The sequence below is a fragment of the Amycolatopsis sp. NPDC059021 genome (genome assembly GCF_042739895.1).
In the GTDB taxonomy this organism is placed as follows: Bacteria; Actinomycetota; Actinomycetes; order Mycobacteriales; family Pseudonocardiaceae; genus Amycolatopsis.
In genome coordinates, this window is the sequence record NZ_JBHYIQ010000004.1 from 97,754 (window position 1) to 112,904 (window position 15,151).

General features: G+C 66.5%; 12 protein-coding genes. 6 read left to right on the plus strand and 6 right to left on the minus strand.

Annotated features, from left to right (window positions below; genetic code table 11):
• Positions 1–60: 60 nt before the first annotated feature.
• Positions 61–900, minus strand: a complete 840-nt coding sequence (locus ACFWX1_RS03240) for a hypothetical protein (protein WP_378383287.1) — start codon at positions 898–900, stop codon at positions 61–63.
• A gap of 386 nt (positions 901–1,286) precedes the next feature.
• Positions 1,287–2,771, minus strand: a complete 1,485-nt coding sequence (locus tag ACFWX1_RS03245) for an AAA family ATPase (RefSeq protein WP_378383289.1) — start codon at positions 2,769–2,771, stop codon at positions 1,287–1,289.
• Between the two features lie 173 nt (positions 2,772–2,944).
• Between ACFWX1_RS03245 and ACFWX1_RS03250 the strand changes: the two genes are divergently transcribed.
• Entirely contained in the window at positions 2,945–4,051 is a 1,107-nt protein-coding gene (locus tag ACFWX1_RS03250; RefSeq protein ID WP_378383291.1) for a hypothetical protein, read from the plus strand.
• Between the two features lie 22 nt (positions 4,052–4,073).
• On the opposite strand, the gene ACFWX1_RS03255 is transcribed toward ACFWX1_RS03250, so the two are convergent.
• On the minus strand, positions 4,074–4,712 hold the full coding sequence (locus ACFWX1_RS03255; protein ID WP_378383293.1) for an HAD family hydrolase: 639 nt from the start codon (positions 4,710–4,712) through the stop codon (positions 4,074–4,076).
• 65 nt (positions 4,713–4,777) lie between these two features.
• Between ACFWX1_RS03255 and ACFWX1_RS03260 the strand changes: the two genes are divergently transcribed.
• The 5 genes from ACFWX1_RS03260 to ACFWX1_RS03280 all read left to right on the plus strand — a co-directional run bounded on the left by ACFWX1_RS03260 (position 4,778) and on the right by ACFWX1_RS03280 (position 11,257).
• The gene (locus ACFWX1_RS03260; protein ID WP_378383295.1) at positions 4,778–5,248 is read left to right on the plus strand and encodes a MarR family winged helix-turn-helix transcriptional regulator; all 471 of its coding nucleotides are present in this window, start codon (positions 4,778–4,780) and stop codon (positions 5,246–5,248) included.
• Positions 5,238–6,458: an MFS transporter gene (locus tag ACFWX1_RS03265; RefSeq protein ID WP_378383297.1), complete on the plus strand. Its 1,221-nt coding sequence runs from the start codon at positions 5,238–5,240 to the stop codon at positions 6,456–6,458. Before ACFWX1_RS03260 ends, ACFWX1_RS03265 begins: the two co-directional genes overlap by 11 nt.
• Positions 6,459–6,579: 121 nt before the next feature.
• Positions 6,580–8,664, plus strand: a complete 2,085-nt coding sequence (locus tag ACFWX1_RS03270; protein ID WP_378383299.1) for a PhoX family protein — start codon at positions 6,580–6,582, stop codon at positions 8,662–8,664.
• Between the two features lie 113 nt (positions 8,665–8,777).
• On the plus strand, positions 8,778–10,127 hold the full coding sequence (locus ACFWX1_RS03275; protein WP_378383300.1) for an SdrD B-like domain-containing protein: 1,350 nt from the start codon (positions 8,778–8,780) through the stop codon (positions 10,125–10,127).
• 440 nt (positions 10,128–10,567) lie between these two features.
• Complete coding sequence (locus ACFWX1_RS03280; protein ID WP_378383302.1) at positions 10,568–11,257, plus strand: SDR family oxidoreductase; 690 nt, start codon at positions 10,568–10,570, stop codon at positions 11,255–11,257.
• A gap of 14 nt (positions 11,258–11,271) precedes the next feature.
• Here ACFWX1_RS03280 and ACFWX1_RS03285 read toward each other — a convergent pair whose 3' ends face one another.
• From ACFWX1_RS03285 to ACFWX1_RS03295, 3 genes are read right to left on the minus strand one after another with little or no spacing between them, the layout of a single operon-like run.
• Positions 11,272–12,582, minus strand: a complete 1,311-nt coding sequence (locus tag ACFWX1_RS03285; RefSeq protein WP_378383304.1) for an amidohydrolase family protein — start codon at positions 12,580–12,582, stop codon at positions 11,272–11,274.
• A 25-nt stretch (positions 12,583–12,607) separates the two neighbouring features.
• Positions 12,608–13,261 carry a response regulator gene (locus ACFWX1_RS03290; RefSeq protein ID WP_378383306.1) on the minus strand — a complete coding sequence of 218 codons (654 nt, stop codon included), beginning with the start codon at positions 13,259–13,261 and terminating at the stop codon, positions 12,608–12,610.
• Positions 13,258–15,057, minus strand: a complete 1,800-nt coding sequence (locus ACFWX1_RS03295; RefSeq protein WP_378383308.1) for a sensor histidine kinase — start codon at positions 15,055–15,057, stop codon at positions 13,258–13,260. Before ACFWX1_RS03295 ends, ACFWX1_RS03290 begins: the two co-directional genes overlap by 4 nt.
• Between the last annotated feature and the right edge of the window lie 94 nt (positions 15,058–15,151).

A 15,151-nucleotide genomic window follows, 5' to 3' on the forward strand; every position in this document is an offset into this window, starting at 1 on the left:
CCTTGAAGGACTCTGGGTCCTTCAAGGAGGCCCCCACGGACTTTCACGCGACGTGCACACTCAACGTGAGCTCTGCCGTAACGTATGAAATGCGCTGCGGAAGGCATCTTTGAGGTCTTCGGGAGCGCAGAATGCGACCGGGCCGGAGTGGGTTTGCCCGATGCTAAGAGTCCGTACCGTTTCGCTGGGAGCGACTACGAACGCGGCGCCTGCGTCGATCAGGCCAGTTTTGGCTTCGGTGAGATAAGTGAGAGCCTGTTCGTATCCTTCGCGAATGTAGCTACCCTTGGAGCTGTATTTGCATTCAACCAGAAGACCGATACGTCGTGTCCGATCAATCAAGAAGATATCGGCGCTCTTTGTTCTTCCCGGCTTCTGCAAGCCTGCAGTAGCGGCTACGTAAGGTTCTAGGTAGCCGTAATCTGGCCAGACATCCGCAGCTTCAAACCAGAGATCCCACGACTGCTGGCCATCTGTAATTCTGTATGCCGGCCCCTTTGCGCCGCCGAAGATGGGCCGTATACTGACGGCTTTGCAGCCTTCGTTGCGGACAACGGAGAGGACTACGCCGAATACTGCGAGATGAAAAAGCTTGTCGCTCAGTCTTTTGTCCGGACAAATTTGCGCCTTGGCTAACGCGACGATGTCATCAGAATCTTCCCTGCTTAACTTATCTGCGAGACCTGCAACCGGTCGCCATCGCGGTCCAGCACGCTGGACTCCTTTGACCATCGCTCGATCGGGCACGACTGGTGCGACCTGTTCGAGTTCAGGTCGATCGGCTAATTCTCTCAATGTGCTAAGTTGTTTTTGAAAATCCTTTCCAATGTTTCTTTGTGTTGCACGTGCGTCATCGTAGACCGTGAGAAGTCTTTCAATAGTCCACCTCAGTACGCTCAACAAACTTTCATCGGAGCTTCGGCTCCGTAATCGTGTAGCAAACTTGTGTGGTGGCCATCCGGTGCGCCGCGTCGTGCCCCAATCAATTCTTCCCTGAGGGCCATTGCTTATTGCCTTGCTCACCTGTGAATGCACGGGGACGATCGCCAACCAGTCCCGAGTCTGAGTTGGCAATTGCCCCAAATTCTCCTCGCACATATGAAACAAGACGCGATGAGCGCGCTGCTCAATATGTTTCTGCGACCACTGGCGTCCATCGTCGTCGGGGACTGCAGCTAGACCTCTGAAAAGGTCCCCTTTTCCTGACCAGCTATGAAAGAGCTCGCGGACCCCCTCCCAAGGGATGGACAACCTCGCAGTCCTGCCGGAGGCTGGGGCGGCGTTCGTCACTGCAGTTCCTTCAGTTGACTCTGCACCCAGTTCCACTCGGTGACACCTAGGACGTCGTCGCGGCTCAAGCGCGCACCTAGCTGAGCAAGTTGATCGGGCCCTAGGCCGCCAAGCCAAGTTCCTGCCCCAGCGAGATACGCCTCAGCGACCAACTGAGCAATAGGCACATCAGCGTCGTCTCGTAAGCCGGCAGAAACGTATTTGGGAATTGCTAGAAGTGCTGCAGGTCCTATAGAGTCCTCGACCTCAAGGTGTGCAATATATATCTCCCTGAGAATGCTCCTTAGGGTGTCTAGGTGCTCGTGTTCTCCTGCTGTAGACGAATTCCTTAGTCGTGACGATAAAGCCTCGGAGAAGGCGTCCACGTCTGGCGTCGGAATAGGGATGTGGTCGAACCTGCGACCGAGAGCCTGACCGAACCGGAAAACACGTTGAGCATCCACCGCGTTGTAGGTTCCCAGTAGGCGCCAATCGGTCCCGGCGAGATAGTATACCGGACCATTCGTCGAGTCCTCCCCGCGAAGTCGCTCATGGCCAATGACCCTGCTGTGTCGAGTGTCCGACCACCCCAAGATTACTTGGCCAGCTTGCGGATCCGTGTTGATTCGGCCGACCTCCACGGATTGTCCTGACAACCAAGTGAACAGTCCCGCGAAAATGCGGTCGAGATCTGCACGGTTCGCCTCATCCAAGATCAGCCAGCGGTCACGGTGGATGGCCTCCAGGACATGACCAGGACTGAACTTTAGCTTTCCTTCGTTATCGACAGTTTCACCACCCACTAGCTCACGAGCTGTCCACGATTCGTCAGGGGTAACGACCATGGGGTGCCTCAGGCGAGACAAACCAAATTCTTTCGGGTTGCGCTGCACGTCGGTGACTAGCTCGGTGAGCAACTGCGTCTTTCCAGTTCCGGGGGCTCCTACAAGCATCACCGCTGATCGCGATTGCACAGACAAGCGCAACATTCGTCGGATTCGGTCACCGACAACCAACCGGTCCTCGGGGCTTCGGGCAGGACTAACTTCCTCTGCCTCAATCTCAAAAAACTCCGCGAGTCTTGAGGCAGTCTCCTCAGCAACTGCGACGGTATAGCCAAGCCACGATGCTGACCAGCCTGTTGGGTCATGACTGAGCAGGAGACCTGCTTCGGGAAGTCCTGGGTCCGGGTCCAGTTCGTCTCGGCGAATCAATTCTCGTAACTCGAGAGTGATGTCCTCAATAGAGTCGCGAAGAGAATTCAAGTCGACGATCACGACCGCTAGCCCGACTCTGACCTCGGAGCTGGTAATTCCCAGCTGGCGTGTCAGGTCGCCGGCTTGGCGAGCTTGGACGGCAGTGACTTCGTCAATCGCCACGTCGGCAACGTCGGCCAACAACACTTCAAGACGTCGCAACCTGTCCGGGTCGGTTGACGCCAGGTCAACTCTAGACAAGCCATCGTCCAGCAGCTCAGCCGCCGCGGGCGGCGTTTCGTTCATGTCCCGACCGTACTGGGGTCGCGATGAGAACTCAGGTCGACACACTGAGTGACCGCAGGTCGGAATCATCGCCTCGAAAGAGCAGCAGGCGCGGTACGCGAAGCGTGTGACAGCTGCGTACGCGTGCTTCGCGCCGTTACACTCGGTCGCAGTGATCACACGGAGGGGTGGGCGTGAACGAAAGCGAGTTTCTGGCCCAGCTCAGCAGCCTTCGCACGGCGACCGTGCAAGGTGAGCGAGCTCTACACAAGCCCGTCATGGTGCTCTGGTTGCTCCACCTATTTGTCAATGAGCGTCGCGTCGTGGTCAGCTATGACGATGCGGAAGAACCCTTGGGGCAGCTAATCGCTGAGTTTGGGAAGGGAACTGCGACCAGGCGTGACCGGGCCTCCTTGCCATTTGTGCATCTCGAACGCACTTTGTGGGAACTCCGTGACCGGCACCGTGAGCCCATTGCCAATAGCCCGTCACGCAGCGGTGCATGGCTAAGGGAGCAAGGTGGTCAGGGTAATCTTCGTGCAGAAGTGCGACGTTTGCTGAACAAGCCAAGTACGCTGCACTCTGCCATCGATGCACTTCTTGAGTACTTCGATCCCCAAGCCGCGGAGGAAATTCAAAGAACTCTGAGGTTGAACTTACGCGCATACGCACGATCATCACCGCTTCGGCGGCCAAGCAAGGCAGTCACAGAACGTGTTATGCCTGAAGTAGATGAATCAGCAAAGCTGGACCGGCTGCTACTGCCAACGGAGTACGATTCTTTCGATCACGACACGCGACTGCGGTGGCAAGCATTCGTCTGGCTCGCCGACGTGATCCGCAGCAAGGGACGCCGGCTAGCAGCTCGAGACCTTCGTGGGTTTTCCTTTGAAGGAAAGGATATGCAGCTCACTGATCAGCAGGGCATATGGAAGCCTGCAGGGCTGTCGGCGCCGCTCTCGATCAGGACTACCTACACGCCGCCCAACAAGGCGCGGCCTTACGAGGACAATGAAGATAGTGCAGATGGGCTGATTCGATACAAATATCGCGGTACGGATCCGCAGTTGTTCGTCAACCGCGCTCTTCGGCAAGCGATGCTTGACAAGCGGCCATTGATCTGGTTCAAGGCGGTGGGCAAATCGGTCTACGAGCCCTACTTCCCGTTCTGGGTCATCGCTGACGAGCCTGAGAAACTACAAATTGTGGGCTCCTTTGCCTCGCCGAGTGGGGTTGACCCTGCTTGGAAAGATCTCATTGCGGCAGGAGCAGGGCCTTGGGAACCAAAGTGCCAGAGCTAAATTTGAGGGGTCTTTGCTTGGTCTAGGCGATGCCTAGTGCGTCCGGCAGTGCGGTGATGCCGTCGACCACGGCGGTGGCTTCCTTCAGCACTTCGGGATCCGGCGGGAAGTGCGGGTTCGGGACCGCGTACACCGTCATTCCCGCCGCCATCGCCGACTTCAGCCCGTTCGTCGAGTCCTCGACCGCCGCGCAGTCCGCCGCCGGGACGTCCAGCAGCTCGGCCGCGCGCAGGTAGACGTCCGGTGCCGGTTTGCCGGCGCCGACCTGTTCCGAGGACACCGCGACCGCGACCGGCAGGCCGGTGACGTCCAGATAGCCCTTGATGAGCAGCGGCGGTGACGAGCTGGCGATCGCCACCGGCCACCGGTCCGCGACAGCGCGCACGACGTCCACCCCGCCGTCGATCAGCGGCGGGTCCTCGGCGTAGCGCGCGGCCATCCGCTTGACCACCAGCGTGGCCGCCTCGCCCGGCGTGAGCCGCGTGCCCAGCTCTTCCACCAGGTAGCGCGCCCATTCCGGCGTGCTCATCCCCTGCAGTGCCCGGGTCGACTCGGGCCGCCACGTTCCGCCGTGTTCGGCGACGACCGCGCGCCGCACCTCGTCCCAGATCCGTTCGGAGTCCACCAGTACGCCGTCGAGGTCGAAGATCACCGCGTCCATACCTCGCAGGGTAGCTGTGAGTGGAATTACTTCGATACCCTAACTAAATTTGTTAGCATGGCTAAGTGACTTCCCGAGTGGCCGACCTGGCGCATGAGCTCCGCCCCCTGTTCTTCCGGCTGTACTACGTCATCCGCCGGCAGACCCCGCAGCTCACATTGACCCTGACCCAGGGGTCGGTCATGCGTGAGCTGGTCGAGGGCGGGCCGCGCCGGATGAGCGCGCTGGCCGAGCTGGAAGGCGTGCGGATGCCGTCGATGACCGACGTCGTGCGCCGGCTCGAGCGGATGGGAATCGTCAGCCGCGCGCCCGACCCGGCAGACGGCAGGGCGGTGCTCGTGGAGGTCACCGACGAGGGCATGCGCTTCTACGAGGAGCTGAGGGCCGCCAGGGAGGAGTTCCTGCGCGAGCGGCTCATCGAACTCACCGACGCCGAACGCGCCGCGATCGAGGCCGCGCTGCCCGCCCTCACCAAATTGGTCGAAGCCAAGCCGATCGGATTCAAGAAGGAGGAACTGATCCCCGATGAGCGCTGAAGGACACGCGAGCCTGCTGGACGCCGTCAAGGGCCAGCCCAAGCAGGTATGGATCACCGCGGGCGCCGCGGTCATCGCGTTCATGGGGATCGGGCTCGTCGACCCGATCCTGTTGTCCATCGCCAAGGGACTGAACGCCACGCCGTCGCAGGTGACGCTGCTGTTCTCGTCCTACCTCGGCGTGCAGGTCATCGCGATGCTGGTGACCGGCGCGGCGAGCGCGCGGTTCGGCGCCAAGCGCACGGTGCTCGCCGGGCTGACGCTGATCGTGCTGGCCACGGCATTGTGCGCGGCGGCGGGTTCGATCGAACAGCTCGTCGGACTGCGTGCGGTGTGGGGGCTGGGCAACGCCTTCTTCATCGCCACCGCGTTGTCCGTGATCGTCGGTGCGGCGATCGGCGGGCAAGCGGGCGCGATCCTGTTGTACGAGGCCGCGCTCGGCCTCGGCCTGGCGGTCGGCCCGCTGCTGGGCGCCCTGCTCGGCAGCATCTCGTGGCGCGGCCCGTTCGTCGGCACCGCGATCCTGATGGCCTGCGGGCTCGTGCTGTGCGCCGTCTATCTGCGTAGCGACGCACACGAGAAGCGGGATCCGATCAAGCTGCTCGACCCGCTCCGCGCGCTGCGTCACCCCGGACTGCTGCGCACGTCCATCGCGTCGGCGCTCTACACCGCGGCGTTCTTCGCGGTGCTGGCCTGGTCGCCGTTCGTCCTCGGCTGGAGTGCCATCGCGGTCGGCCTGATCTTCTGCGGCTGGGGCGTCTGTGTCGCGGTCGCGGGTGTCGCGTTCGCGCCGAAGCTGGCGGCCCGGCTCGGCGAGCGGCACGCGGCGGCGCTCGCGGTCTTCGGCTACGCGGTGCTGATGCTCGCGCTGGCGGTGCCGAGCAAGCCGGTCATCGTCGTCGGGATCATCCTGTCGGGCCTGGTGTCCGGGCTGCTGAACACGTTGTTCACCGGGACCGCGATGTCGATCAGCGACGCGCCGCGCCCGGTCGCGAGCGCGGGCTACAACTTCTGCCGCTGGCTCGGCGGCGCCGTCGCGGCCACCCTGGTCGGGCACGTCGCGGACTGGTTCGGCTCACCACACGCGCCGTTCGTGGTCGCCGCGGTGCTGTGTGTCGTGGCGGGCGGGCTGCTGATGGTCCGGTCGCGGCAGGTTGACCCGCACACGCTGCCGAAGGAGGCGGCGCTGGTGGGCGATCAGGAGTTCTGACCAGCCGTGACCGTTCGGGCACACAGGCGGAATACACCCGTTGTTCACCTGTTTGTCCGAATCGGCTGGCTTCGGGCACTTACGGTCGGCTCGTTCCCGACTGAGTGACCCTGGAGGCCCCGTGTCCTTCGAGCGTGGACGTCCGCTGCCGTTGTACCCCGTACATCCCGGCGGACGTTCTCCCATCACCTGCGAGTACCGCTGTGGCAACGCCTGCGCACACCCGGCACCGAACCCCTCCGGCAACGAGTACTTCGGTGACGTCGTCAAGGACGTGGTGTCCCGGCGCGGTGCGTTGAAGGCGGGCGCGGTGCTCGCCGCGACGGCGGGCGGCTTCGCCGCTCTCTCCGGCACGGCGGCGGCCGCCACCCCCGGCCCCGACGTGGCGGGGCGGCCCGGCCGTCCGGCGCCGGGGACCGATTTCGACCCGGTTCCGCCGAACAAGCTCGACCAGGTCAGCATTCCCGAGGGCTACGGCCAGAGCGTCGTGATCCGGTGGGGCGATGCGGTCGTGCCGGGCGCGCCGAAGTTCGACTTCCGCAACCAGACCGCGGCGGCACAGGCGAAGCAGTTCGGCTACAACAACGACTTCGTCGGGCTGATCCCGCAGGATCCGCTGGGCGTCCGCAACCTGCTGGTGGTCAACCATGAGTACACCACCGAGGTGCACCTGTTCCCGGCCGACCAGTACGACCCGGCGAACCCGACCGAGGAACAGGTCAAGATCGCCTGGGCAGCGCACGGCCTGTCCGTCGTGCAGACCTACCGTGACCCGGTTTTCGGTGCCCTGCGGGCGCTTCCGAGCCGCTACAACCGCCGCATCACACTCGACACCGAGTTCGAGGTGCGCGGCCCCGCAGCGGGTTCGAAGTTCCTGAAGACGTCGGCGGATCCGACCGGGCGCAAGGTACGCGGCACGCAGAACAACTGCTCCGGTGGCGTGACGCCTTGGGGCACGGTGCTTTCCGGCGAGGAGAACTTCCACCAGTACTTCGCCAACGCGGACAAGGTCACCGATCCGGCCACCGCGGCGCGGCTCAAGCGGTACGCGGTCGGCACGGGTGCGAGCACCCGGAAGTGGGAACGGTTCGACAAGCGCTGGGACGTCGCACAGGAGCCCAACGAACCGAACCGGTTCGGCTGGGTGGTCGAAATCGACCCGCACGACCCGAATTCGACGCCGGTCAAGCACACCGCGCTGGGCCGGTTCAAGCACGAGGCGGCGAACGTCAAGATCACCGCGGATGGCCGCGTCGCGGTGTATTCGGGTGACGACGAGCGTTTCGAGTACATCTACAAGTACGTATCGAAGGGCAAATACAAAAAGGGAGACAGCGCACACGCGCGGCGGCACAACTCCGCGCTGCTCGACGACGGCACGCTCTACGTCGGCAAGTTCACCGGCGACAGCCCGGCCGGCGAGATCGACGGCACCGGCAAGCTCCCGTCGGACGGCGAATTCGACGGCGTTGGCGAGTGGATTCCGCTGGCCAGTGGCGACAAGTCCTTTGTGGACGGTATGACCGCGGAAGAGGTTTACGTGTTCACCCGGCTCGCCGCGGACAAGGCCGGGGCGACCAAAATGGACCGTCCGGAGGACATCGAGCCGAACCCGGTCAACGGCCGGATCTACGCGGCGCTCACCAACAACAGCGACCGCGGCGCGGCGGGCAAGGCCGCCGCGGACGAGGCGAATCCTCGCAAGGGCAACAAGAACGGCCACATCCTCGAATGGGCGGAGGAGCGCGGCGACGCCGCGTCGACGAAGTTCACCTGGCGGTTGCTGCTCGTCTGCGGTGACCCGGCGGCCGCGGACACCTACTTCGGCGGGTTCCCCAAGGACCAGGTCAGCCCGATCTCGTGCCCGGACAACGTCGCGTTCGACCGGCACGGGAACCTGTGGATCGCCACCGACGGCAACGCGCTCGGCGCCAACGACGGGTTGTTCTCGGTCCCGGTCGACGGGCCGGAACGCGGGCACGTCAAGCAGTTCCTCTCGGTGCCGGTCGGTGCGGAGACCTGCGGCCCGGTGGTGACCGATCACCTGGTGCTGGTCGCGGTGCAGCACCCCGGTGAGAACGCGGCGAGCTCGGCGAACCCGACCTCGCACTGGCCGGACGGCGGATCGGCGCAGCCGCGTCCCGCGATCGTGTCGGTGTGGAAGAAGGGCCGGTTCGGGCTGGTCGGCCAGATCGGCGTCCGGTAACCGAGCGTGGCGAGCATTCGACCCTGTTCAGCGATGCCGCAGCCGCGCTCCGGCGACTAACTTCGCCCCGTGGTGTTCCACGGTTGGTAGCTGTCGGCAGGCAGGAGCGTCCGGTGAACAGGGCACGTGCGGGCTTTGTGGTGGTCGCCGCCGTGTCCCTCGTCCTCGGTTCGGTCACCCCCACCGCTTCGGGGGTGACCGAACCGGGGCCGGTCCCGCCGGGATGCACCGGCGGGATCGCCGCGAACCCGAGCGTGGAAAAGGTCACTCAGCGTGGTGCCCCGGAGGGCTACCTGTTCACTCCGGCCGCGCCCGTGCCGCCGCGGACGCCCGACGTGAAGAAGCCCCGCTTGTTCACCGACGGCACGTACCCCGCCGACGGCGCGAGGTTCGCACTGGTCCAGACTCCGGACGGCATGGTCAGCAGCGCCGAACAGGACCAGAAGTTCGTCCCCGGTGGCGCTTACACGCTGACCGACTGGACCGGGACGCTGAAAGCGAATCTTTCCTATCCCGATCGGGCACTGGCCACCGGCCTGCGGTTCTACGACGGCGGCGGCAAGCAGGTGCTCGAGCACAAACTCGACGTCGGCCGCGACGTCGACCAGGGCGGGCTCGAACGCCAGGACTTCGCGCCGGTGGTGGCGCCGGACTCCGCCACGTCGGTGAAGTTCTTCGCCGCCACCAACTACACGTGGGTGATGTGGGACTGCGTCTACCTCCAGTTGGCGGCGTATTCGGTGCGCTTGCAGGTGCAGAACCCGGCGACGGGCGAATGGGCCCCGATCGCGACCATCCCCGCGGGCGGCACCGCGCGGTTCAAGATCACGGTCACCAACGAGGGCACGCAGACGCTGGAGAACGTCACCGCGCGGGATCCGTGGTGCGCGCTGCCCACCGACGGTTTTCCGCTCGCGGCAGGGGAAAGCCGGGACGTCCTGTGTGAGCACGCGAATGTCACCGAGCAGGACAACGGCCACGTCGGCATCGCCACGGTGGCCGCGGCCTACCCGGGCGGCACGCTGCCGGAGAAATCGGCCTCGGCGTCCATTGTGGTCACTCCGCCGCCCGCGATCGGCCGGATCGGCGACTACGTCTGGGCGGACGGGAACCGCAACGGCGTGCAGGACCGTGGGGAGGCCGGGGTCCGTGGCGTGCGCGTGCTGCTGAAATCCGCCGGCGGGGACACCGTCGCCACCACCACGACCGGCACCGATGGGAAGTACCTCTTCGACAAGCTGAAGCCGGGCACGTACCAAGTCTGCTTCGATGTGAAGGCGTTGCCGCCCACCCACTCCGGCTACCTGCCGACCCGGCCGCACCTCGGCGACCCGGCCCGCGACTCCGATGCCGACCCCGCGACCGGCTGCACCCCGCCGACCACGATCGACGCCGCCCACCGCGAAAACCTGGCCCTGGACCTCGGCCTCATCCCCGGCATCCGGCTGGCCCCGACCCCCTGACCCACCCCTTCGCTACGTGGGGGTGTCCCCCACCCGCTCCGGGGGGGGCGACCCCAAGACCATTCTATCGCCGGGGTACGACGAAACCCGGAAAACGAGCTGTTCAGGCCGGAGTTGTCCACAACGGCGGGGTGCCTGTGGACAAGGCTTCGAGAGGGCCGTGAAGGGGTCCTTACCAGCACTGAGCGCCGGTAAGGAGTCCTTCACGGCATCCGGGGGGGGCCAAGGTGGCGGGCGGGCTGGGTGGTGAGCGTCCCGGACGCGTCGCTCACGGCACGAGGGTCCGTCGCCGCGCGATCGGAAACCGTCAGACCTCACCGAGGGACGCCCTGGGTGCGCTGGGTGCGACGCGGGCGTCCCTCGGTGCATCCAACGCACCCGGGGCGTCCCTCGGCACCCGGGCCTCACACCGGTCCATCACCGGCTTTACCGTGGGGAGCATGACCGAGCTTCCCCTCGCCCTGGTGACCGGCGCCTCCCGCGGCATCGGCGCGGCGATCGCGCGCGCACTCGCCCCGACCCACCGTCTCCTCCTCGGCGGCCGCGACACCGGCGCGCTCGCCAAGGTCGCCGGCGAACTCCCGAACGGCGCACAGCCGTGGCAGGTCGACCTCACAAACCCCGAAGCGCTGGACAAGGCCGCCGCCGAGATCGGCAAACTCGACGTCCTCGTCCACTCCGCGGGCGTCGCCAAGGTCGCCACGCTCGCCGACTCCACCGCACAGGACTGGCGCGACAACTTCGACGTCAACGTCCTCGCCGTCGTCGAGCTCACCCGGCGGCTGCTGCCCGCGCTCCGCGCGGCGAAGGGGCACGTCGTGGTGATCAACTCCGGTGCCGGGCAGAACGCGCGGCCCGGCTGGGGGCCGTATGCCGCCAGCAAGTTCGCCGTCCGCGCCTTCGCCGACTCGCTCCGCGAGGAAGAGCAGGCCCTGCGGGTGACGTCCGTGTACCCGGGGCGTACCGACACCGAGATGCAGCAGGCGCTCGTCGCGAGCGAGGGCAACGACTACGACCCCGACCGCTACCTGCGTCCCGAGTCCGTGGCCGCCGCCGTTCGCACGGCGGTGACCGCGAGCCCCGAGGCACACCTCACCGAAGTCGTACTGCGCCCGCGGGCAAACCGCTAGCGCGCGGCGAACCGCTAGCGCAGCCTGGCCGCGGCCTCGCCGGCCGCAGCCTGGACCTTGGCCCGCTCCACCCGCGTCGATTCACCGTCCGCGACGACCTGTTCGCCCGCGACCCACACGTCCCGCACGTGCCGCGATCCCGCGGCCCACACCAGGTTCGACAGCAGGTGCTCGTCCGGGACGTCGAGGCCGGCGGCGAACGCCGGACCGTCCACGTCGACGTGCACCATGTCGGCCCAGCGGCCCGGCTCCAGCGCGCCGATGTCCGGGCGGCTCAGTGCCGCGGCCCCGCCGCGGGTGGCGAGCATGAAGACGTCGGCCGCGGTGAGCACGGTCGAATCGCCGGTCGCCAGGCGGGCGAACATCGCGGTCAGCCGGATCTCTTCCCAGAGGTCGATGTCGTCGTTGCTGGCCGGGCCGTCGGTGCCGATCCCGACGTCGACGCCGGCTGCACGCAACTCCGCGATCCGCGCGATCCCGGAGGCGAGCTTCGCGTTGGAGCCGGGGCAGTGCCCCACCCCGACCCGGTACTTGGCGAACAACTCGATGTCCTCGTCGGACAGGTGGATCGCGTGCGCCGCGATCATCCGGCCCTGGAGCAGGCCGACCTGCTCCAGCAGCTTCGGCACCGAGCCGAATTCCTCGCGCTGCGCGGTGTCCTCCAGCGCCGCCTCGGCGACGTGGATCTGCACGAGCGCGCCGCGCGCCGCGGCCGATTCCGCTGTCGCCGCAAGGCCTTCCGGGGAAAGCATGTACGCCGAATGCGGCCCGTAGCCCAGCTCGACGCGGTCACCGGGGCCGAAGCGCAGCCCATCGGTGTCGATCCACTTCTCGATCGCGTCGAGCGACGAACGCCAGGTCAGCCCCAACGTAGGCAGGTCCATCACCGGCGGCGCGATGAGCACGCGCCCGCCGGTGGTGAGCACGGCGTCGGCGAGTTGTTCGCCCTCGAAGTACATTTCGGCGCTGGTTGTCACACCGTGCCGCAGCATCTCCAGCGAGCCGAGCAGCATCCCGGCGCGGATGTCCTCCGGTCGCAGCTTCGCCTCAGCAGGCCAGATGATCTCGCGCAGCCAGCGCAAGAGCGGCAGGTCGCCGCCCATCCCGCGCAGCAACGTCATCGGGCTGTGCGCGTGCGTGTTGACCAGTCCCGGCAGCAGGATCCCGGCCAGCTCGGTGACCGCACCGGACCATTCCGGCGCCTCGGCACGAGGACCGCAGAAGGTGATGCGGCCGTCTTCGGCGACATCTACGACCGCGTCACGCAGGAGGGAACAGGAGGGATCGGCGGGCAGGACGACGGGAGCGTGGAAACGGCGCGACATGACGGGATCTTACGGGCTCACCCCGTCAGTCGACGACCCCGCTCCGCCAGGCCCACGCCGCGATCTCGACGCGGTTGCGCGCGCCGACCTTGCTCTGCACCGACGCCAGATGCGTCTTCACCGTGGACAGCGAAAGGAACAGCTCGGCGCCGATCTCGGTGTTCGTCAGCCCGCGTGCCGCGGCCTTCACGACGTCCATCTCGCGCGCGGTCAGTGGTTCCGACGGCGGCGGGACGTCGCGTTTCGCCTTGCCGCTGCCATCGAAGTGCTTCAGCAGCCGGACGGTGATCTGCGGCGACACCAGCGCGTCGCCGCGATCCGCCGCGCGCACTGCCTCGATGAGCAGCGCGGGTCCGGCGTCCTTCAGCAGGAAGCCGCTGGCGCCGTTGCGCAACGCGGTGTGCACATATTCGTCGAGGTCGAACGTGGTGACCACGACGACTTTCAGCGGATCGGCGACGTCCGGGCCAGCCAGCTGCCGGGTGACCTCGAGCCCGTCGAGGCCTGGCATGCGGATATCGAGCAGGCACACGTCGGGACGTAGTTCCCTGGCCTTCGCCACCGCCGAGACGCCGTCCGCGACGTCGGCGACCACCTCGATGTCGTCCTGCGCGTCCAGGATCATGCGGAACCCCATCCGCACCATTTCCTGGTCGTCGGCGATCAGTACCCGGATCACTCGTCCTCGTTCCTCTGCTCCGCGAGCGGCAGCCAGGCCTCGACCCGCCAGCCCCCGTCCGGGGCCCTGCCCGCGGAAATGCGGCCGTGCAGCAGCGCGACCCGTTCGCGCATACCGACCAGACCGTATCCTCCCGATCCCCCGGCCGGACGGCGGTCCGGCTCCTGGCCGTTGTCGGTCACCTGCAGGTGCAGCTCCTCGCCGGCGACCTCGGCGACGACCAGGGCTTCCGTCGCGCCCGACGCGTGCTTCCCGATGTTCGTCAGCGCCTCCTGGACCAGCCGCAGCGCCGACCGGCCGACCTCGTGCGGCAGATCCGGTGGCAGGTCGATGTGGGTCGAAGTCTCGACACCGTGCTGGGAGCCCTCGACGAGCTTGCGCAGGTCGGCCCCGAGATCGGTGGTCGCCTGCTCGCTGAACTCGCTCGACCCGGCGGGCTCGTCCCCGCGCATGCTGCGCACCAGACGGCGCATCGCGACGAGCGCCTCGGTCCCGGCGTGCTCGATCCGGCCCATCGCCTCGACCGCGATCTGCGGGTCCTTCGCCGCCATCATCTTCGCCGCCTGCGCCTGCACCACGATCCCCGTGACGTGGTGCGCGACGACGTCGTGCAGCTCACGGGCCAGCGCCATCCGCTCGGACGTCTGCGCGTCGGTGACCGCGGACTTGATGACCTGCTTGCGTTCGCGGTCCCGCGAGCGCAGGAACAGCCCGGTGGCCACCGCGAGGCCGAGCAGCAGCGCCGCGACGACGAACAACATGCCCAGCAGCTCCGAGCTGACCCGGCCACCCTTCGCGTCGCCGCCGAACGTGGCGCTGATCGCGACCACTGCGGCGAGCAACCCGATCCTCGGCCACGCTTGCTTCGCCGGGACCAGACGGACGAGGTGCACGACCATGCCCATCCCGGCCGCCACCTCGGGCAGCGTCAACCCACCGCCCCAGAGGATGCCGCGTCCGGCGAAGGGCGAAACGATCGTGGTCAGGAAGAACACGGCCGCCAACGCCACCGTGGCGGGTCCCGGAAAGCGCGGGGCGATCAGGACGATGCCCGCGGCGGCGATCGAGCAGACCAGCATCGGCAGCGGGCGCAAGTTGTTGTTGTAGGTCGCGATGAAGTCGATCAGCAACAACGGCGCGAGGATGCCCACCAACGGCCACTGGTTGCGCAGTGTCTCGGCGGCCAGCCGGACCGTCGGCGACTGGTGGTCGGCCAGCCAGCGTGTCTTCGGCTTCGGCAGGTTGCGTGGCCGGGCGATCAGGCCGAGCACGGTGGCGCCCGCCAACAGACCGAAACCGACGAACATGCTGGTCACGACCTGGTTGCCGCCGAGGTAGTAGGTGTGAACACGGCCGAAGACGGCACACAGCGCACCCACGACGAGCGACCCGATCACCGCGAACGCGACACCGAGACGGGTCTTGAGCGCCGCGAAGTAGACCAGCTCGACCCCGGCCACCACCTCGGTGATGGAGAGGTTCGCCAGCAGGCTCGAGTACGTCGGCGCGTGGGTGTACCGGATCAGCACGCTCGACAGCACCAGCACGCCCGCACCGGCGACCGCGGCGACGGCGGCGCGTGACCGCGCCCACCACACACAGCCCGCCATCGCGAAGATGCCGGGGAACAGCCACAGGTCGACCCATTTGGGGCCGGCGTCGTCGATCGCGGCGCTGCCGAGGAACAGGATGTCGAACAGCAGCGCGCCGAACAACACGATCGCGGGCACGCCGAGCCGTCGCGCGAACTCCTTGGCGCGTGCGTAGAACGAGGATCCGGGGTTTTCGGCGGCCACAGCGAAACGGTAGAGGATGGCGCGGGGCCCGCACCTTGGCCGTGTGGCCCGGACCGGGTCGGCCGATCGGCCGATGCCGGGTGACGCAGCACTG

Bases quoted from the DNA above. Each gene is read 5' to 3' on its own strand.
- ACFWX1_RS03285 (WP_378383304.1), bottom strand. From the start codon at position 12,582: ATGTCGCGCCGTTTCCACGCTCCCGTCGTCCTGCCCGCCGATCCCTCC.
- ACFWX1_RS03265 (WP_378383297.1), top strand. From the start codon at position 5,238: ATGAGCGCTGAAGGACACGCGAGCCTGCTGGACGCCGTCAAGGGCCAG.
- ACFWX1_RS03280 (WP_378383302.1), top strand. From the start codon at position 10,568: ATGACCGAGCTTCCCCTCGCCCTGGTGACCGGCGCCTCCCGCGGCATC.
- ACFWX1_RS03245 (WP_378383289.1), bottom strand. From the start codon at position 2,771: ATGAACGAAACGCCGCCCGCGGCGGCTGAGCTGCTGGACGATGGCTTG.
- ACFWX1_RS03255 (WP_378383293.1), bottom strand. From the start codon at position 4,712: ATGGACGCGGTGATCTTCGACCTCGACGGCGTACTGGTGGACTCCGAA.